At 52.1% G+C, this 13,291-nt stretch carries 13 protein-coding genes; 4 read left to right on the forward strand and 9 right to left on the reverse strand.

The window, feature by feature from the left end; all coding sequences use genetic code 11:
- Positions 1 to 4: 4 nt before the first annotated feature.
- The 5 genes from DL346_RS10855 to DL346_RS10875 all read right to left on the reverse strand — a co-directional run bounded on the left by DL346_RS10855 (position 5) and on the right by DL346_RS10875 (position 3,695).
- Positions 5 to 364 (reverse strand): Lin0512 family protein, encoded by a 360-nt coding sequence (locus DL346_RS10855; RefSeq protein ID WP_112882147.1) that lies wholly within the window; start codon positions 362 to 364, stop codon positions 5 to 7.
- Between the two features lie 27 nt (positions 365 to 391).
- Positions 392 to 1,099, reverse strand: coding sequence for a polysaccharide deacetylase family protein (locus DL346_RS10860; RefSeq protein ID WP_112882148.1), 708 nt, complete (start codon positions 1,097 to 1,099; stop codon positions 392 to 394).
- 12 nt (positions 1,100 to 1,111) lie between these two features.
- Positions 1,112 to 2,146, reverse strand: coding sequence for a tRNA 2-selenouridine(34) synthase MnmH (gene mnmH / locus DL346_RS10865; protein WP_112882149.1), 1,035 nt, complete (start codon positions 2,144 to 2,146; stop codon positions 1,112 to 1,114).
- Positions 2,147 to 2,178: 32 nt separating this feature from the next.
- The gene (selD, locus tag DL346_RS10870) at positions 2,179 to 3,240 is read right to left on the reverse strand and encodes a selenide, water dikinase SelD (protein WP_112882150.1); all 1,062 of its coding nucleotides are present in this window, start codon (positions 3,238 to 3,240) and stop codon (positions 2,179 to 2,181) included.
- Positions 3,241 to 3,401: 161 nt separating this feature from the next.
- Positions 3,402 to 3,695 (reverse strand): DUF3817 domain-containing protein, encoded by a 294-nt coding sequence (locus tag DL346_RS10875; protein ID WP_112882151.1) that lies wholly within the window; start codon positions 3,693 to 3,695, stop codon positions 3,402 to 3,404.
- Positions 3,696 to 3,902: 207 nt separating this feature from the next.
- Between DL346_RS10875 and DL346_RS10880 the strand changes: the two genes are divergently transcribed.
- Positions 3,903 to 4,895, forward strand: a complete 993-nt coding sequence (locus DL346_RS10880; protein ID WP_112882152.1) for a stalk domain-containing protein — start codon at positions 3,903 to 3,905, stop codon at positions 4,893 to 4,895.
- A 44-nt stretch (positions 4,896 to 4,939) separates the two neighbouring features.
- On the opposite strand, the gene DL346_RS10885 is transcribed toward DL346_RS10880, so the two are convergent.
- A complete protein-coding gene (locus DL346_RS10885; RefSeq protein ID WP_112882153.1) occupies positions 4,940 to 5,740 on the reverse strand; it encodes a DUF2935 domain-containing protein in 801 nt (266 codons plus the stop codon).
- A 77-nt stretch (positions 5,741 to 5,817) separates the two neighbouring features.
- Complete coding sequence (locus DL346_RS10890) at positions 5,818 to 6,111, reverse strand: hypothetical protein (RefSeq protein ID WP_112882154.1); 294 nt, start codon at positions 6,109 to 6,111, stop codon at positions 5,818 to 5,820.
- 175 nt (positions 6,112 to 6,286) lie between these two features.
- On the opposite strand from DL346_RS10890, the gene DL346_RS10895 reads away from it, so the two are divergent.
- Positions 6,287 to 7,894 (forward strand): putative glycoside hydrolase, encoded by a 1,608-nt coding sequence (locus DL346_RS10895; RefSeq protein ID WP_112882155.1) that lies wholly within the window; start codon positions 6,287 to 6,289, stop codon positions 7,892 to 7,894.
- Between the two features lie 54 nt (positions 7,895 to 7,948).
- On the opposite strand, the gene DL346_RS10900 is transcribed toward DL346_RS10895, so the two are convergent.
- Positions 7,949 to 9,541, reverse strand: coding sequence for a stalk domain-containing protein (locus tag DL346_RS10900; protein ID WP_112882156.1), 1,593 nt, complete (start codon positions 9,539 to 9,541; stop codon positions 7,949 to 7,951).
- Between the two features lie 475 nt (positions 9,542 to 10,016).
- Here DL346_RS10900 and DL346_RS10905 point away from each other — a divergent pair, with 475 nt between their 5' ends.
- On the forward strand, positions 10,017 to 10,751 hold the full coding sequence (locus DL346_RS10905; protein ID WP_112882157.1) for a hypothetical protein: 735 nt from the start codon (positions 10,017 to 10,019) through the stop codon (positions 10,749 to 10,751).
- Entirely contained in the window at positions 10,748 to 11,494 is a 747-nt protein-coding gene (locus DL346_RS10910; protein WP_112882158.1) for an S-layer homology domain-containing protein, read from the forward strand. Before DL346_RS10905 ends, DL346_RS10910 begins: the two co-directional genes overlap by 4 nt.
- Before the next feature lie 57 nt (positions 11,495 to 11,551).
- Here DL346_RS10910 and DL346_RS10915 read toward each other — a convergent pair whose 3' ends face one another.
- Positions 11,552 to 13,276, reverse strand: a complete 1,725-nt coding sequence (locus DL346_RS10915) for an aromatic amino acid hydroxylase (RefSeq protein WP_420849549.1) — start codon at positions 13,274 to 13,276, stop codon at positions 11,552 to 11,554.
- Between the last annotated feature and the right edge of the window lie 15 nt (positions 13,277 to 13,291).

Consider the following 13,291-nt stretch of genomic DNA (forward strand, 5'->3'; position numbering starts at 1 on the left):
ACATTCAATATCCGACTTCCACCGACGCAATAACGACGTATGCGAGGTCGTTGCGATCGTCCTTATCCGCAAGGACGATTCCGCTTGAAGTCAGCATTCCTCCGGCCACAACTTCGAACGTGACTTGGCCGTAGGGCAATTCTGCCTTGACTGCATCCAGCTCCAGCTTGTCCGCGTCAGCCGGCACGGCGAGCCTGACATTCACTTTCATGTTCGCTAAGTCATTGTCAGGCAGCACCGAACGCAAGCCTGGCATCGAGTTGTGGTGGATGGCGTTCTGAACCGCCCTGACCGCGGCTTTCGTGACATTTTGGCCGTGCAGATCGATCCCCATGCCGATTTCGATAAACATGATTTTATCCATAGCCAGCAGCTCCTTCTTGCCGATTGATTATTGCTTCTGCAGCTCATTTACCGTTAAGAACCGGTAGCCCTGCCGTGTCAATCCATCCAGTATGCCCTCGATGACCTGCAGCTCCTGTCCGGTCTTGTCATACATCGGGTGCAGCAAAATAATCGAGCCCGGATGCGCGCCTTCCACGGCGGCTTTGATTTTCTCTTGTGCGGTCGCGTAGAACGTATCCGGCTCAAGATCCCACATGATCGTCTGAATGCCTTGCTCGTGCAAGTAATGCGGCAGGCTGTAAATCTTCTTTCCATATGGCGGCCGAAAATCAATCTCGCCGAGGTAGCCGGCCTCCCGAATCAGATCATTCGTCTGTTCGACTTCACGCTCGACATAGGCGCGGCTCTTAAAGAGGATCCGCTCATGCGAATAGGAATGATTGCCCAGCTGATGTCCGGCCCGTACGATCATACGTCCTTCCTCCATGCGGCTCTTCAGCTCGCTGCCGATGACGAAGAAGGTCGCTTTGGCATCATACTTGCTGAGCAGCTGCAAAATTGGCTCGACGTTGCCGGACGGACCGTCGTCAAAGGTTAACGCCACAACCTTATCGCCCGTCTCCACATGATTCGTAATGCCTCCGAACAATTGAAAGCTGCGCGCGTTCATTAACCATTGCAGTCCGAACAAGAGAAGCAGGATAACCAGAAGGACCATGCCCAGCAGCAATAGTCTTCTCCATAAGGGTCTCATCTTCCTTCCTCCCTATCCGAAGCGGTGTATGATCCCGAGCAATTCGTTATAGGCTTCTTCGGCATTTTTCGCTTTGATGTGATAGATTGGCCGGTCATCCATGTATCTCGTTGCGTGGGCATAGCGCGGATCATAATAATAAACGAGCAGCATCTCAACGGCCGCTTCATACCGCTGCGTTTCCAGACAGCCTTGAATTTCATGCGCGATCGGCGTATGAATTCGGTTCTTAATCCGTTGGAAGGCAGCCATGCACGCATCCGGATGATGCCATGGCTGATAGTCCTCGATAATTTGCCTTACACGCTCCTGCAAAGGCAGATCGATGACAATCGGAATGCCGCTTTCCTTTTTGACGATTACCGGTTCTGGCAGGATCACTTTGCCGATGCGCTTGCTCTCAGCCTCAATGGCGATGAACGGCTTGCTTCGTAAGGCAAGCAGCTCTTCAACCAGCAGCGCATCGAACATTTTTTGATTATGGGCATCCAAACCGATTTCGCCGAAAATCGATCCCCGGTGTCCCGCCATCGCCTCAAGGTCTAGTGCGGGATAGCCCTCTTCCTTCAGCCTGCGCAGCATGTTCGTCTTGCCGCTGCCCGTGTTGCCATGCAGCACGAGCACGCTTGGCTGAATATCGATTCTCGTCAATTGGTCGACGACCCATTGGCGGTATGCGCGGTATCCGCCCGTCAATCGGTAAGCGTGAATGCCCATGAGCGACACTAACGTCGCCGATGTTTTGCTTCTCATCCCCCCGCGCCAGCAGAAGACGGCCTTCTTGCCCGGAATCGCCGCAAACTCTCCGATGAATGAGGGCAGCTTGGCCGAAACGATTTCCAACCCCCGCTGCTTGGCCGCTTCCACGCTGGTCTGCTTATACAGCGTCCCGATCTCGGCGCGTTCTGCGTCATCGAACAACGGGATGTTCAAGCTTCCCGGTATGCTGGCCATCCGATACTCGGATGGCGATCTGACATCGATCGTCGTGAGCGCTCCTTGCTCTTTAAGCGCTCTCCAGTTTTCTATCGTAATCTCTTGCAGCATATGCTAGGTCCCTCGCTTGTTTTACGTTTCGGTTACTCGTGCTTTACGATGATGCGGCCTGCGCCTTCGTCCTTGCCCGTAACCTCGCCGATTAAACCGGCTTCGATCCCGGCATTCAGCAGCTCCGCCAGAAGCGCCTCGGCTTGACTTTCTTCAACGGAGATCAGCAGCCCGCCAGACGTGACCGCATCGCACAGAATCCAGCGGTCGATCTGATCCATCGAATCCGGGAAGGTAACGTCCCCGCTCACGTGAGCGAAGTTGTTTTTCGTCCCGCCCGGTACGAATCCGAGCGAAGCCAGCTCTCTCGTTCTAGGAAGCACCGGCACGCGCTCATAGGACAGCGTAATGACCGTTTGGCTGCCTTTCGCCATCTCCAAGGCATGTCCCAACAAACCGAAGCCGGTCACGTCGGTGCACCCATGCACCTCGTACTTGCTCATTATCTCCGCGGACGTCTTATTCAGTGCGGCCATCACGTTCGTCACGCGCGCGATCTCTTCCTCCGACAGCTGGTCTTTCTTAATAGAAGTTGTCATAATGCCGACTCCGATCGGCTTCGTTAAAATCAATTTGTCCCCTGGACGCGCCCCTGCATTGGTGCGAATCCGGTCAGGATGGATCGTACCGGTGACCGCCATCCCGAACTTAGGCTCCTTATCGTCGATGGAATGCCCTCCGACCAAAGTAGCTCCGGCTTCCTTCACTTTATCCGACGCGCCGCGAAGAATATCGGCAAGCACTTGCTTATCCAGCGTGGTGATCGGGAAAGCGACGATGTTCAGCACCGTCAGCGGCGTCCCGCCCATCGCATAGATATCGCTGATCGCATTGGCTGCGGCGATTTGGCCGAACGAATAAGGATCATCCACGATCGGCGTAAAAAAATCGACGGTTTGAACGATCGCCAGCTCGTCCGTCAGCTTATAGACGCCTGCATCGTCGCTGGTATCCAGTCCGACAAGCAAATTCGGGTTCGGCACAGCCGGCGGAAGGCTATCGATCACCTGTCTGAGATCGCCTGGACCGATCTTGCAGCCGCAGCCGCCTTTGCTGGAAAGTGAGGTCAGTTTGATTTTTTCCATTTGGGTCATGCTGATGCTTCCCTTCGTGATGGATTGTATTCCAATCTAAATGCAGCATTTCTGCACGTAAGCGCTTCATAGAACAGTATACAACGATCCGACTCTTTCGCAACTATGCGAGTCCCGCGGGCGGTACCTTTCAAACTAAAAAAGCAGCCCGAAGGCTGCCTTTACGGATTCCGCAGCAAGCGGCGGTCCAGCAAAAAATTCCCGAGCGGGACGAAAGCCGCCGCCACCGCGAACAGTACTTTCCAGATCGACCAGCGATAAGCGAACGTCACATGAGCGACCGCCAGCAGATAGAGGACGAAGAATAGACCATGCAGCGAACCGACGAGCTTCACGGCCGCAGGCAAATCGAAAGCATACTTCAGCGGCATTGCGATACATAGCAAAACGATATAGGACAGTCCTTCCAAGAGCGTTATTAAACGCAGACGGCCAATGGATGTGGTGAATGACATATAGGCAGACCTCCAGGCTCGACCCGATTCCGGGCGAGTTCATATGGATTAAGTATACCTGCATGTCCCCTTCATGCCTAATGAACATATTGTTACATCGCAACAAAATCGGATTTGCTGCGTCTATATTTTACCTTAGTAGGAAGAGGTGTACCTAACGTGAGATTAACTGCCAGAAACCTGAAGTTTGCCGGAGTCACCCTCCTGATGTTGACGTCATTGCAAGTGAATCCCGTGCAAGCAGCAAGTGATGAACAGCCGCCTTCCTTATTTCTGGATGGGCATCCGCTCGTTTTCCCTGTGCAGACCGTCATCGAGAACGGCGTCAGTTTTGTTCCTATGCGTCCTATTTTTGAGGCACAAGGCGCCAAAGTCGTTTGGGATGAAACCGCCCATACGGTCCATGCTTTGAAAGACAACACATTCATCAGCTATCGAATCGGCGATGATTATGCCGTGCGAAACGATGAGAAGCTTACGGTTCCTGTCCCCGGCAAAATCATCGGCGGCTCGACCATGGTTCCGCTTCGATTCATTAGCGAAACGCTCGGAAATATCGTGCAGTGGCACGACTATTCCCGTTCGATCACCATTTCCTCCGCTCAAACCTATGAAACCGAAGTCGAGTACGGGGTCAATTTGCGGACTGCCCCAAATTCAACCGAGCAATCCAACGTGATCCGTATGCTGGCGAAAGGCGAGCGGGTTCATGTCATCCGGGAAATCGACGCGAATTGGCTCGAGGTTCAAAGCGCGGATCGTACGATCGGATTTATGTCTGCCAAGCCCAAATACTCCGATTATTCAAGCTCGGCATTGGCCATGAAGCAAGCGGATGAAATCATCGCATTCGGATCCAAGTACCTGGGCACGGACTACGAGTTCGGCGCGGCTACCAATCAAACCCAAAGCTTCGATTGCTCGTCCTTCGTCAAGCATGTATTTAACAGCGTCTTATCCCTTGATCTTCCCCGCACCTCTTACGACCAAGCCAAGGAAGGAAAGGAAGTGAAGCTCGAGGATCTTCGCAAAGGCGATCTGATGTTCTTCACCGCCCGCGGTCTTCCGATCGGCCATGTCGGGATCTATGCGGGTGACGGAAAGATTTTACATACGTATTCGGATACGCTGGGCGTTCATTTCGCCGAATTCGAAGGCCAATGGAGGACGCGGTTTGTCACGGCGCGCAGATTGTTTTGACCCTGAAAATAAAACAAAAGGCACCTTTAAAGGTGCCTTTTTCATTAATTCGCACTATTGCCCGGCAAGCTCCGCTCAAACATATCGATAATCGTCAGGAAGCGTTCCGCTTCCCGGTAAACATGATCGGCAAGCAGCGGGTGGATAATGCTCTTGATGCGGCAAGCTTCGATCAGATCGCGAGCGGTTTTCTTGAAATCGCGAAGGCTGACCACGGAAACCCGGTTCTGGTCCAAAAATTGATCTAGCAGCGGCACCGTCTGCGATTGAGGACGCATGGAGCTTAGATCCTGCGCCTGAAAGAGCAGCTGATCGAAATCATGGCTGAACTCCCTTGCCTGATCCACCAATTTCCGCTCCGAAGGGTCTAGCAGATGCCCGATAAATTTGGCATGATCCGCCATAATCTTCAGGAAGAAGACATTCTCGTCGATAATGGCGTCCGCTAAAGGCTCAAGCTGCCCGTCGTTCAGCTCGTGAAGCCGGTTTCGAAAATAATTCGCCTCCCGGCTGACATGGTCGACCAATAGCGGAAAGTTATTGCCGCCCGGCAATTGACAGGTCAGAATGAGGCCTAATATTTTGCGCTTCCATACCCAAATGTGCGACACTGCCGTGCATACTTCAGTATTGAAAGCTCTGATTTGCTGAGGATCCGCCGCCGTCGTGAATGCATTCGCTTTGGCCTCGATTTGCTCGAATACCGAGTAGAAGCCGTTGGCTTCTTGGATCAGCTGCGTATCTTCGCATCGAAAGCCAAGCTTCAAGAAGAGCGAGTGCTCTTTCATAATACGCGACCAGAAACGGATCTCTTCCAAGGAGCGCGCCACAAATTCATCCGCCATATGCTTTAGCTAACCTCCTTTTCAAATCCCTCTTAAAACCATATTACGGAGGAGAGCAAAGCATTCTGCTTGAACGGCTAATCGCTGCATGATTTTGATTTTCGCCTGAACGACAGGCTGCCGAAGCCGCTGATAACGGCGAGATAAAACCCGAGATCGTACCACCATCCGGTGTTATGGGTTTCATAGATCCGGATCGAATCTTTGAACAGCCCGATAATCAGCGAGATCGGCGCAACCCATCCGTGCCAGATCCCCCAGAAAAATCCTGCGGGATTCTGGACCGTATTGGTCCCGTCTCCAGGAACGCAGCCGGTTAGCATAAGCAGCCCGGCAAACAACGTGAAAAGCAGCACCCATCTTCGTTTCATCGTTAACCTCCTTCTATTAAGTAGTTCTTGCGGCGGCTCGGCAGTTCCATATGACCAAGCCGGGTTGTCCAACGAGCATTCGCGCTTAGTTTTCACCATATAATTAAGTACAGGACATTACATCATATGTTGCGCAACGCGAAAATAACATGTACCACAAAGGAGAGCACAAGCCGTGAGAAAACAAGTTGCCGCTGTTCTTTTGTGCGCCCTGCTGCTGGCTCTAACCGCCTGTACCTCAGGCACCTCGACGAAGGACCCTCCGGCTGCGAGCAATAGCCAGAATCAACCTGCCGCCAACGAAACGAATGATCCGTCGACCAGCCCATCGAATGATCCGGACGAGACGCCGGCGGAAGATCCGACGACCGCTCCTGCCAATGATCCGGCAACCACACCATCGAATGATCCGTCTACGACGCCGGATCCTTCAACCGACGATCCTTCAACGTCGCCATCCAATGACCCTTCCAATGATCCCTCTACTGATCCTTCCACCGATCCTGCTGACGATCCGTCAACAACGCCTGAGCCCGGCTTCACGCCTCCGTATACATTCGAATACCCCGATGCCGTGAGAGGCATCTACGTGACCGGCTGGTCAGCCGGCGGCGAGCGCATGAAGACGCTGCTACAGCTGGTCGATGACACGGAGCTGAATGCCATGGTCATCGACATCAAGGACGATGACGGCTATATTACGTTCAAGCCTGAAGGCGAATTGAGCCAGTTCGGGCAAGCCTATATCCGCGATCCGGGGGCGCTGCTTAAGACATTGCACGAGCACAACATCTATCCGATCGCACGGATCGTTGCCTTCAAAGATACCGTACTGGCCAAGAAACGGCCCGACCTCTCCTATGTGCTGAACGGCAAGGTGTGGCGGAACGGGAATGGCGACGGCTTCATCAATCCGTTCTTAAAGGAAAATTGGGACCATAACATAAAGGCGGCCATACTAGCTGCCAAAGCCGGGTTTCAGGAGATTCAATTCGACTATGTCCGGTTTCCCGAAGGCTTCGAGAAGAAGGATAAGGTGCTCGACTACTCCATGGGCGAATACAAAGACAAGAAACCTGCCAAGTTTATAGAGGAAGAGAAAGCGTATGCGGAAGCGATGGCCGCGTACGATGCCGGCCTCGCCCCGCTTCAAGAGGCGTTCGATACCGCGGAGACGGCCTATAACGGGGCCGCGACGGATGACAACAAGGCGGCTCGGGATGCCGCACAGAAAGCGCTTAGCGATTATAAGAAAACGAAGCCGGAAGCACCGGACTTCAGCGAGAAAGCACGCTATACGCAGCTGCGTGTCGATGCGGTAACGGATTTCGTGCAATATGCGAGGGAACAGCTCAAGCCGTATGGGGTCAAAGTTTCGGTCGACATTTTTGGCTATTCCGCCACGCTTCCCGAAGCGCCGGGAATCGGGCAAAATTTTAGCCGCATTTCCGAAAATGTCGACGTCATTTCCTCCATGATCTATCCGAGCCACTGGAATGACGGTTATTTCGGCATTAAGCATCCGGATACCGAGCCGTACCGCCTGGTGCAGGAATATGCGAAACGCGAGAAGGAAAAGCTCAGCGCGCTCGCTTCCCCTCCGATCTCGCGGCCTTGGATTCAAGATTTTACCGCATCTTGGCTGAAAAGCGGCAGCTACATTCGGTACGGCAAAGAACAGGTAGACGCGCAAATTCGAGCGCTCAAAGACGCCGGCATCCACGAATACCTCATCTGGAACGCCAGTAACAAGTACTCGGCGAATGTCAATTATACGCCTTAAACGTCAAAAGCCCCGTTCGGATTACGAACGGGGCTTGAGTTTAGCAATAGCAGTTTATAAAACCGACACATTCAAATTTCGTCTCTCACCATTCCCTGTTACTGTAAACGTGGTATCTCCTGAGAGATCATGGATGGAATGCAGCTGCTTATAATGCTCAAACCGGTAGTTGCCTGGCGGAAGATGAAGACTAAATTTACCGTCAATGACCTCAATATACGTAATACGATTTTTGCCGTCCCCGTCTAGTAGCGAAATAAAACCGCGTTGCGGATCCGCTCCTGCAGTCGAAACAGTCACATCAATATTCAATGCGGGCAGTCGATAACTGGAGGGGGCCGATCGCCCTGACTCTACTCGCAATTTTTCGTTTTCAAAAATATAGGCAGCACCCGCGCTCACAATCCCCGTTATCCCGTACTCGCCGTCAGGCACATCGAAATATAGCTCATCCCCAGACCAATCAAAGCTTTGTTGATTAAAGCTTATATTGCTTATTCCTTTAAGTAAGAGCGCACCTCTCTTGAGAGGCGTTCCGTTAGAGCGTTGGATGACTAACGTTGGAATGACATGTTCGGGGATAGGTGTAAGCCAGCTGGAATTTCCAAGAGCCACGGACCACTCATACGGTGAAGCCCCGGACGAGTCTTTCAAGTATGGATCGGCGCCATGCTGAATTAGCAACTGCACGTTGGTACGACTGGTGGATCGAATAGCATTGGATAAGGAATTGTCCCGCGAAGGATCTCCGCCATCATCGAGCAACAGCTTCACGATTTGCACGCTAGGGATAATCGGCGTTTCACTCCGATCGGGATTGATCGCATAAACGGTGCCGCAAGCCTGGCTGAGCAAGGTTTGATTCGTAGCCGGTGATTTTAAATTAGGGTCCAAACCATGCTTAAGCAGAAGCTTCATCATTGCGCCATTTTGCGTAATCAATACTCTGAACGCATTTTGCTTATCATAGGTTGCTCCGTGTTCAAGAAGAACTTTAGCGGCTTCGATGTGGTCATTGATAATGGCATAATCAAGTGCCCTAGCATATCCATACTCGTGAATCAAAATCTTGTTGATATCAACACCGCGGCGAATTATAGCCTCGATAGCAAGCACATCCCCTGTTCCCGCAGCTTGAAAGAGCTGTCTTTGAAAACTCTGCATTTGGTCTTCGCTATAGCCGAAATGAACGGACTTAGACTTTGAATCGAACGTAACTTCCCGTTCCAAAACAAGAGAAACGAATTTCGCAGGCACAAATAAACGGTTGTTTATTAGGATAGGCATTGCCGATAGTGCAAAAGTTTGGTTTCTTTTAATGACTTTATTGGAAGATAACCGCCCGTCAATTCGGTTCATCCCCTTCACAACCGTAATACGTCTATTCTGCAAATGAATTCTGGCGCCAATCGCATCAAACATAGCTTTGGCAGGCAACATCAGTTTCCCGTTCATGATCAATGGAGCTACCGGCAGATGAATGGGTTGTCCGTTCACATAGACCTTAATCGGAGCCGAGGCGACTGGTTTCGAAACTATCGGTTGAGATGCCTCCAAAGCCGTAGGCAGTCCAGTGAAAAGGACACTGGCGCACAATATCCCCTTTAATAATAAATGGCACGGTATGTAATCGAATCTCTTTTTCATTATTTCACTCCGTGAATAGTTAATGTCATAAAATTTTAGCTAGTACAATTTAACCATTTGCAGACCCCTGCGTCCATAGGCCTTAAAGCATAATTACGGTCTGCTGTTCCGTTTCAATTAACTATCGGGAGGCAATAATGCACCTGAAGGGGTGAACGCTCATCGATAAACCGGTTCCGTTTCTGTTCGCATGCCTGATCGTGCTGTTTGGCGGCATTCTATTGATTCGTTTCTATACCGGCGTTATAGAGGCCAGAAAAACTAAGCAATTTTCCATATGGCTGATCCTTGTTGTTTTCTTCGAAACTTTTAGATGGACCTATTTGCTCGCTTTGATTCTCATCTCTTTTGGGCTGCTTATCATCCTGGGAACGATACTAGAATAAATGCGCGGCGAATAGCTTAGTGACAAACCTATGACACCTCTGTAAAATTGAAAATGGTAGATTTTTTACAAGAAAGGTGTTGAATAGGTTTGAAAGCCATTCGTTTCAAGCTGGCGTCTCTGCTGCTGGCCCTGCTCTTGCTTCTCCCTCTCACGCATGCTTCGGCCGAGACATTTACGTATGATTTTGACCGGATTGACGTCGTGTATGCTTCCGAATTTACGATGACTGCCAGTTATGCGGCTTCCGATCATTGGCTGACGATGCTTGCGGGCGGACCGGACAAGCCGATTCAAGTGATGTACGGCGTCGTTCATTTGTATAACGGAGATCGCTATACCGAAGAGCAATTCATTAAAATGACCGGCGAAGGCGGCTCGGAACGCTTCTTGAGCAATTCCATTCGCAACGATTATTACGATGAGGCCGGCACGCTGAAGAAACAGACGTCCATCCAATTTTGGTCGGGGAAGAAGCTGGACGGCACTACGGTCGTGAAAGATTTTACCGAACCGCTGAAGTCGGTGACGCTTGTCCAGTCATTGAGTCCGCAAGGACAGATCAGCGGCTATCAGCTGCAGGCGCAGCCGTTGATCTATCCGGGAATGCCGCTTGATCCGTTCGCGGACTACGTCAGCTCATACGCGTATAATCCGGACAGCCTTCAGCATACAGGCGAAATAAACGGCAAGGAAGTCGAGCCGCAGCCTGATGAGCCGATTACGGAAAATCCGAAGCCTGATGAGCCGATCATCGATCAGCCTGCGCCGGAGCAACCGCTGCCGGAGCCCGTTAAGCCGGCAGCCGAGGTGACGCAGCCATGAAGATGAAGCGTATATTTATCCTGCTTCTAGCCGCCATGCTGCTCCTGCTATCCTCCTCGGTTTATGCCGGATCGGGCAGCCAAGCGAAGCAGGCCGATACATTGAAGCAGCTCGGGCTATTCTCGGGAACGGACAAAGGCTATCAGCTCGAGGCCGCATTTACCCGCGCGCAAGGAACGGTCATGCTGCTTCGACTCGCCGGCGAAGCGGATGATGCGGACAGAGCGAAGCTAAAGCCGGCCTTCAAAGATGTCAAAGCATCGCACTGGGCCGCCGCCTCCATCGCCTATGCCGTGAGCAAAGGGTATGTAAAAGGAACATCCTCCACTGCCTTTGCCCCGGATCGCCTGATGACAGGCAAGGAATTTCTGACATTGATTAACCGGCTCTTGGGCTACCCTGAGGCAACGCCGGCCAAAGCTGCCGAGCTGTCGCAGAAAAATGGCCTGCTGACGGCAGCTACCGCTAAGCGGCTGACAACTGCCAATCCGTTTCTTCGCGGCGACATGGTAGAAGCCGCCTACTCGGCACTGCTGGCCAAGCAAGCTGGCAGTACACGAACGCTAATTCAAGTGCTGGTCGAAGACAAAGACGCGATTGCAGTCGATTTTGCGGTTGCAAGCGGCCTTTACCAGAAACCGGAAAAACCTTCGAGCAGCTATATTCCGAAACCCGGAACCGATCCGATGGATGCGATTGAAGAAGCGATCCGGCAGAAGCTGGATGAGCATTCAAATCGTTAATGGCATGCATAAGCCCAACAACCTTCTCCGGTTGTTGGGCCTTTCTTTTGTCGGTTACTACAGAACGGATAAGCCATTCTTAATGAGGTTGGCCAAGGAATCGACCTTACTGAGCTCCTGCAGTTCATCTCTAAGCGGCAGTTCGAGCTGATTGAGCCCGGCATGCTCCGACGCAAGCTCGAGCAGCTCTAACCGCAGCAGCCAATCATTCGGATAAGAACGGCAAAGGACCTGATGAATGTCGAGAAGCTCTTGGATGCATCCGGCCGTGAGATTATTCTGCTCTCTAATCGCTGCGACCTGCTGATAGAGACGTTCCAGCTCCGTCCATGCAGCAGGCGGTTCGTGCGGCGGAGCAAGCTGCGGTTCAGGCGGGTCATAATACGAGGACGGTTCGGCCGCACCGGGATAGGCGGAGACAATGCGCGATCCTACAGCCATATCGTAGGTTCCCCACTCCTTCTTGAATAACTCTTTCCCGTCCAGCGTAACGGTACAATCATCGAATGAAATAAGCATCGCACGCTGTCCATTTTTCAACATGCCCTTTATACGGCCGCTGACGCTTACGCCGCTCTCGAATTGCAATTGAACGGTGTTACCTGTTGCAATGCCCATCCCAGCCAGTGCATCGTCATCGCAGGTTTCAATCGCAATGTGGCCTTGCAGCTTCCCGATCGGCGTACCGAAGCCCTTTGCATGGTAATCCTTCCCATGCCCTTCCAGCTGCCGGTTATTCGCGGAAAGCGCAGTCGGACCGGTCGTGTTGACATAAATCGCTTCCCCGTTCGAATCCTTGATGAGACCATGGACGACGCCGGTTACAGCAATACCGGAGTTAAACTCAAATGTGGCCACGCTTCGTGAGCGCACCGCTCTCTCCAAGCTTTCCGTTCCGCCGACCCGGAACGCCATCGTATCCGCTAACGCTTGAACGCCTTCCATCAGCTCATCGAAGCTTCTGCATACGAATAGCTTCGATTGCATCTCGGTAACGATCTTAGGACTAGCCGCGCAAGCTTCCACCGAATACGGCAATTTCTTGACGGCGCCGGTAAAACAATGCTTGCTCTCGCCAACCGAGGACAATAAACCGGCGCCATAGATTTTCGGATCGCCCAGCTCGCCGATCAGCCCGTATTCGACGGTTGCCCAGAATAAACGGGACACCTTTTCGGCTTCCGTTAATTCGAGCACGGCATGCTGCTTTTCTTCCGCGAGCTTCTGGGCTGCCGCTTTCTCTTCCGGCGTCGATTTCGGATCCTCCATGACAATGGTGAGCTTGCGCAGCGCCTCGAACGCTTCCGATCTCTCTTTCATGGAGAATGCTTTCGTGCCGATTGAGCCGATGGTCTGCACGTACTTTCGATATTCCGAATCGAACAGAATAGGCGCATGGCCCGCCGCTTCATGAATAATGTCGGGTGCAGGCGTGTACTCGATGTTCGATAATTTTCGAATTTCCGCCGCGATCGGCAGTATGCCGCTAGCAAGCAATTCGTAGAAGACCGCGCCAGGAATAAGCCCGTTTACGATAACCGCGCCCCATCCTATCTTCGACAGGCAGGCATTCATCTCCGAAACGCGGGGAATCTTTTCCGTTTCGATGCCGGACTGTCTTAGGCCGTCCACGAATGCGGCATGCGCCGTATGCTGCAGCGCATGATGGTTTTGGCGCATGACGTAGCGCCAAACGGCATGATCGATAGGCGTGTATCGATCGTAGTCTTGCTCGGCTATATATGGGGTTATATGAGGAGGAATCACTTTCATTTGCTTCACTCCCTCTTCTGTTTG

Origin of the sequence: Paenibacillus montanisoli, from assembly GCF_003268025.1 — a bacterium.
GTDB classification, from domain to species: Bacteria; Bacillota; Bacilli; order Paenibacillales; family Paenibacillaceae; genus Paenibacillus_Z; species Paenibacillus_Z montanisoli.

Coding starts and splice junctions, on each gene's coding strand:
- DL346_RS10875 (WP_112882151.1), bottom strand. CDS start 3,695: ATGTCATTCACCACATCCATTGGCCGTCTGCGTTTAATAACGCTCTTG.
- selD (WP_112882150.1), bottom strand. CDS start 3,240: ATGACCCAAATGGAAAAAATCAAACTGACCTCACTTTCCAGCAAAGGC.
- DL346_RS10890 (WP_112882154.1), bottom strand. CDS start 6,111: ATGAAACGAAGATGGGTGCTGCTTTTCACGTTGTTTGCCGGGCTGCTT.
- DL346_RS10910 (WP_112882158.1), top strand. CDS start 10,748: ATGAAGATGAAGCGTATATTTATCCTGCTTCTAGCCGCCATGCTGCTC.
- DL346_RS10885 (WP_112882153.1), bottom strand. CDS start 5,740: ATGGCGGATGAATTTGTGGCGCGCTCCTTGGAAGAGATCCGTTTCTGG.
- DL346_RS10880 (WP_112882152.1), top strand. CDS start 3,903: ATGTTGACGTCATTGCAAGTGAATCCCGTGCAAGCAGCAAGTGATGAA.
- mnmH (WP_112882149.1), bottom strand. CDS start 2,146: ATGCTGCAAGAGATTACGATAGAAAACTGGAGAGCGCTTAAAGAGCAA.
- DL346_RS10855 (WP_112882147.1), bottom strand. CDS start 364: ATGGATAAAATCATGTTTATCGAAATCGGCATGGGGATCGATCTGCAC.
- DL346_RS10900 (WP_112882156.1), bottom strand. CDS start 9,541: ATGAAAAAGAGATTCGATTACATACCGTGCCATTTATTATTAAAGGGG.
- DL346_RS10860 (WP_112882148.1), bottom strand. CDS start 1,099: ATGAGACCCTTATGGAGAAGACTATTGCTGCTGGGCATGGTCCTTCTG.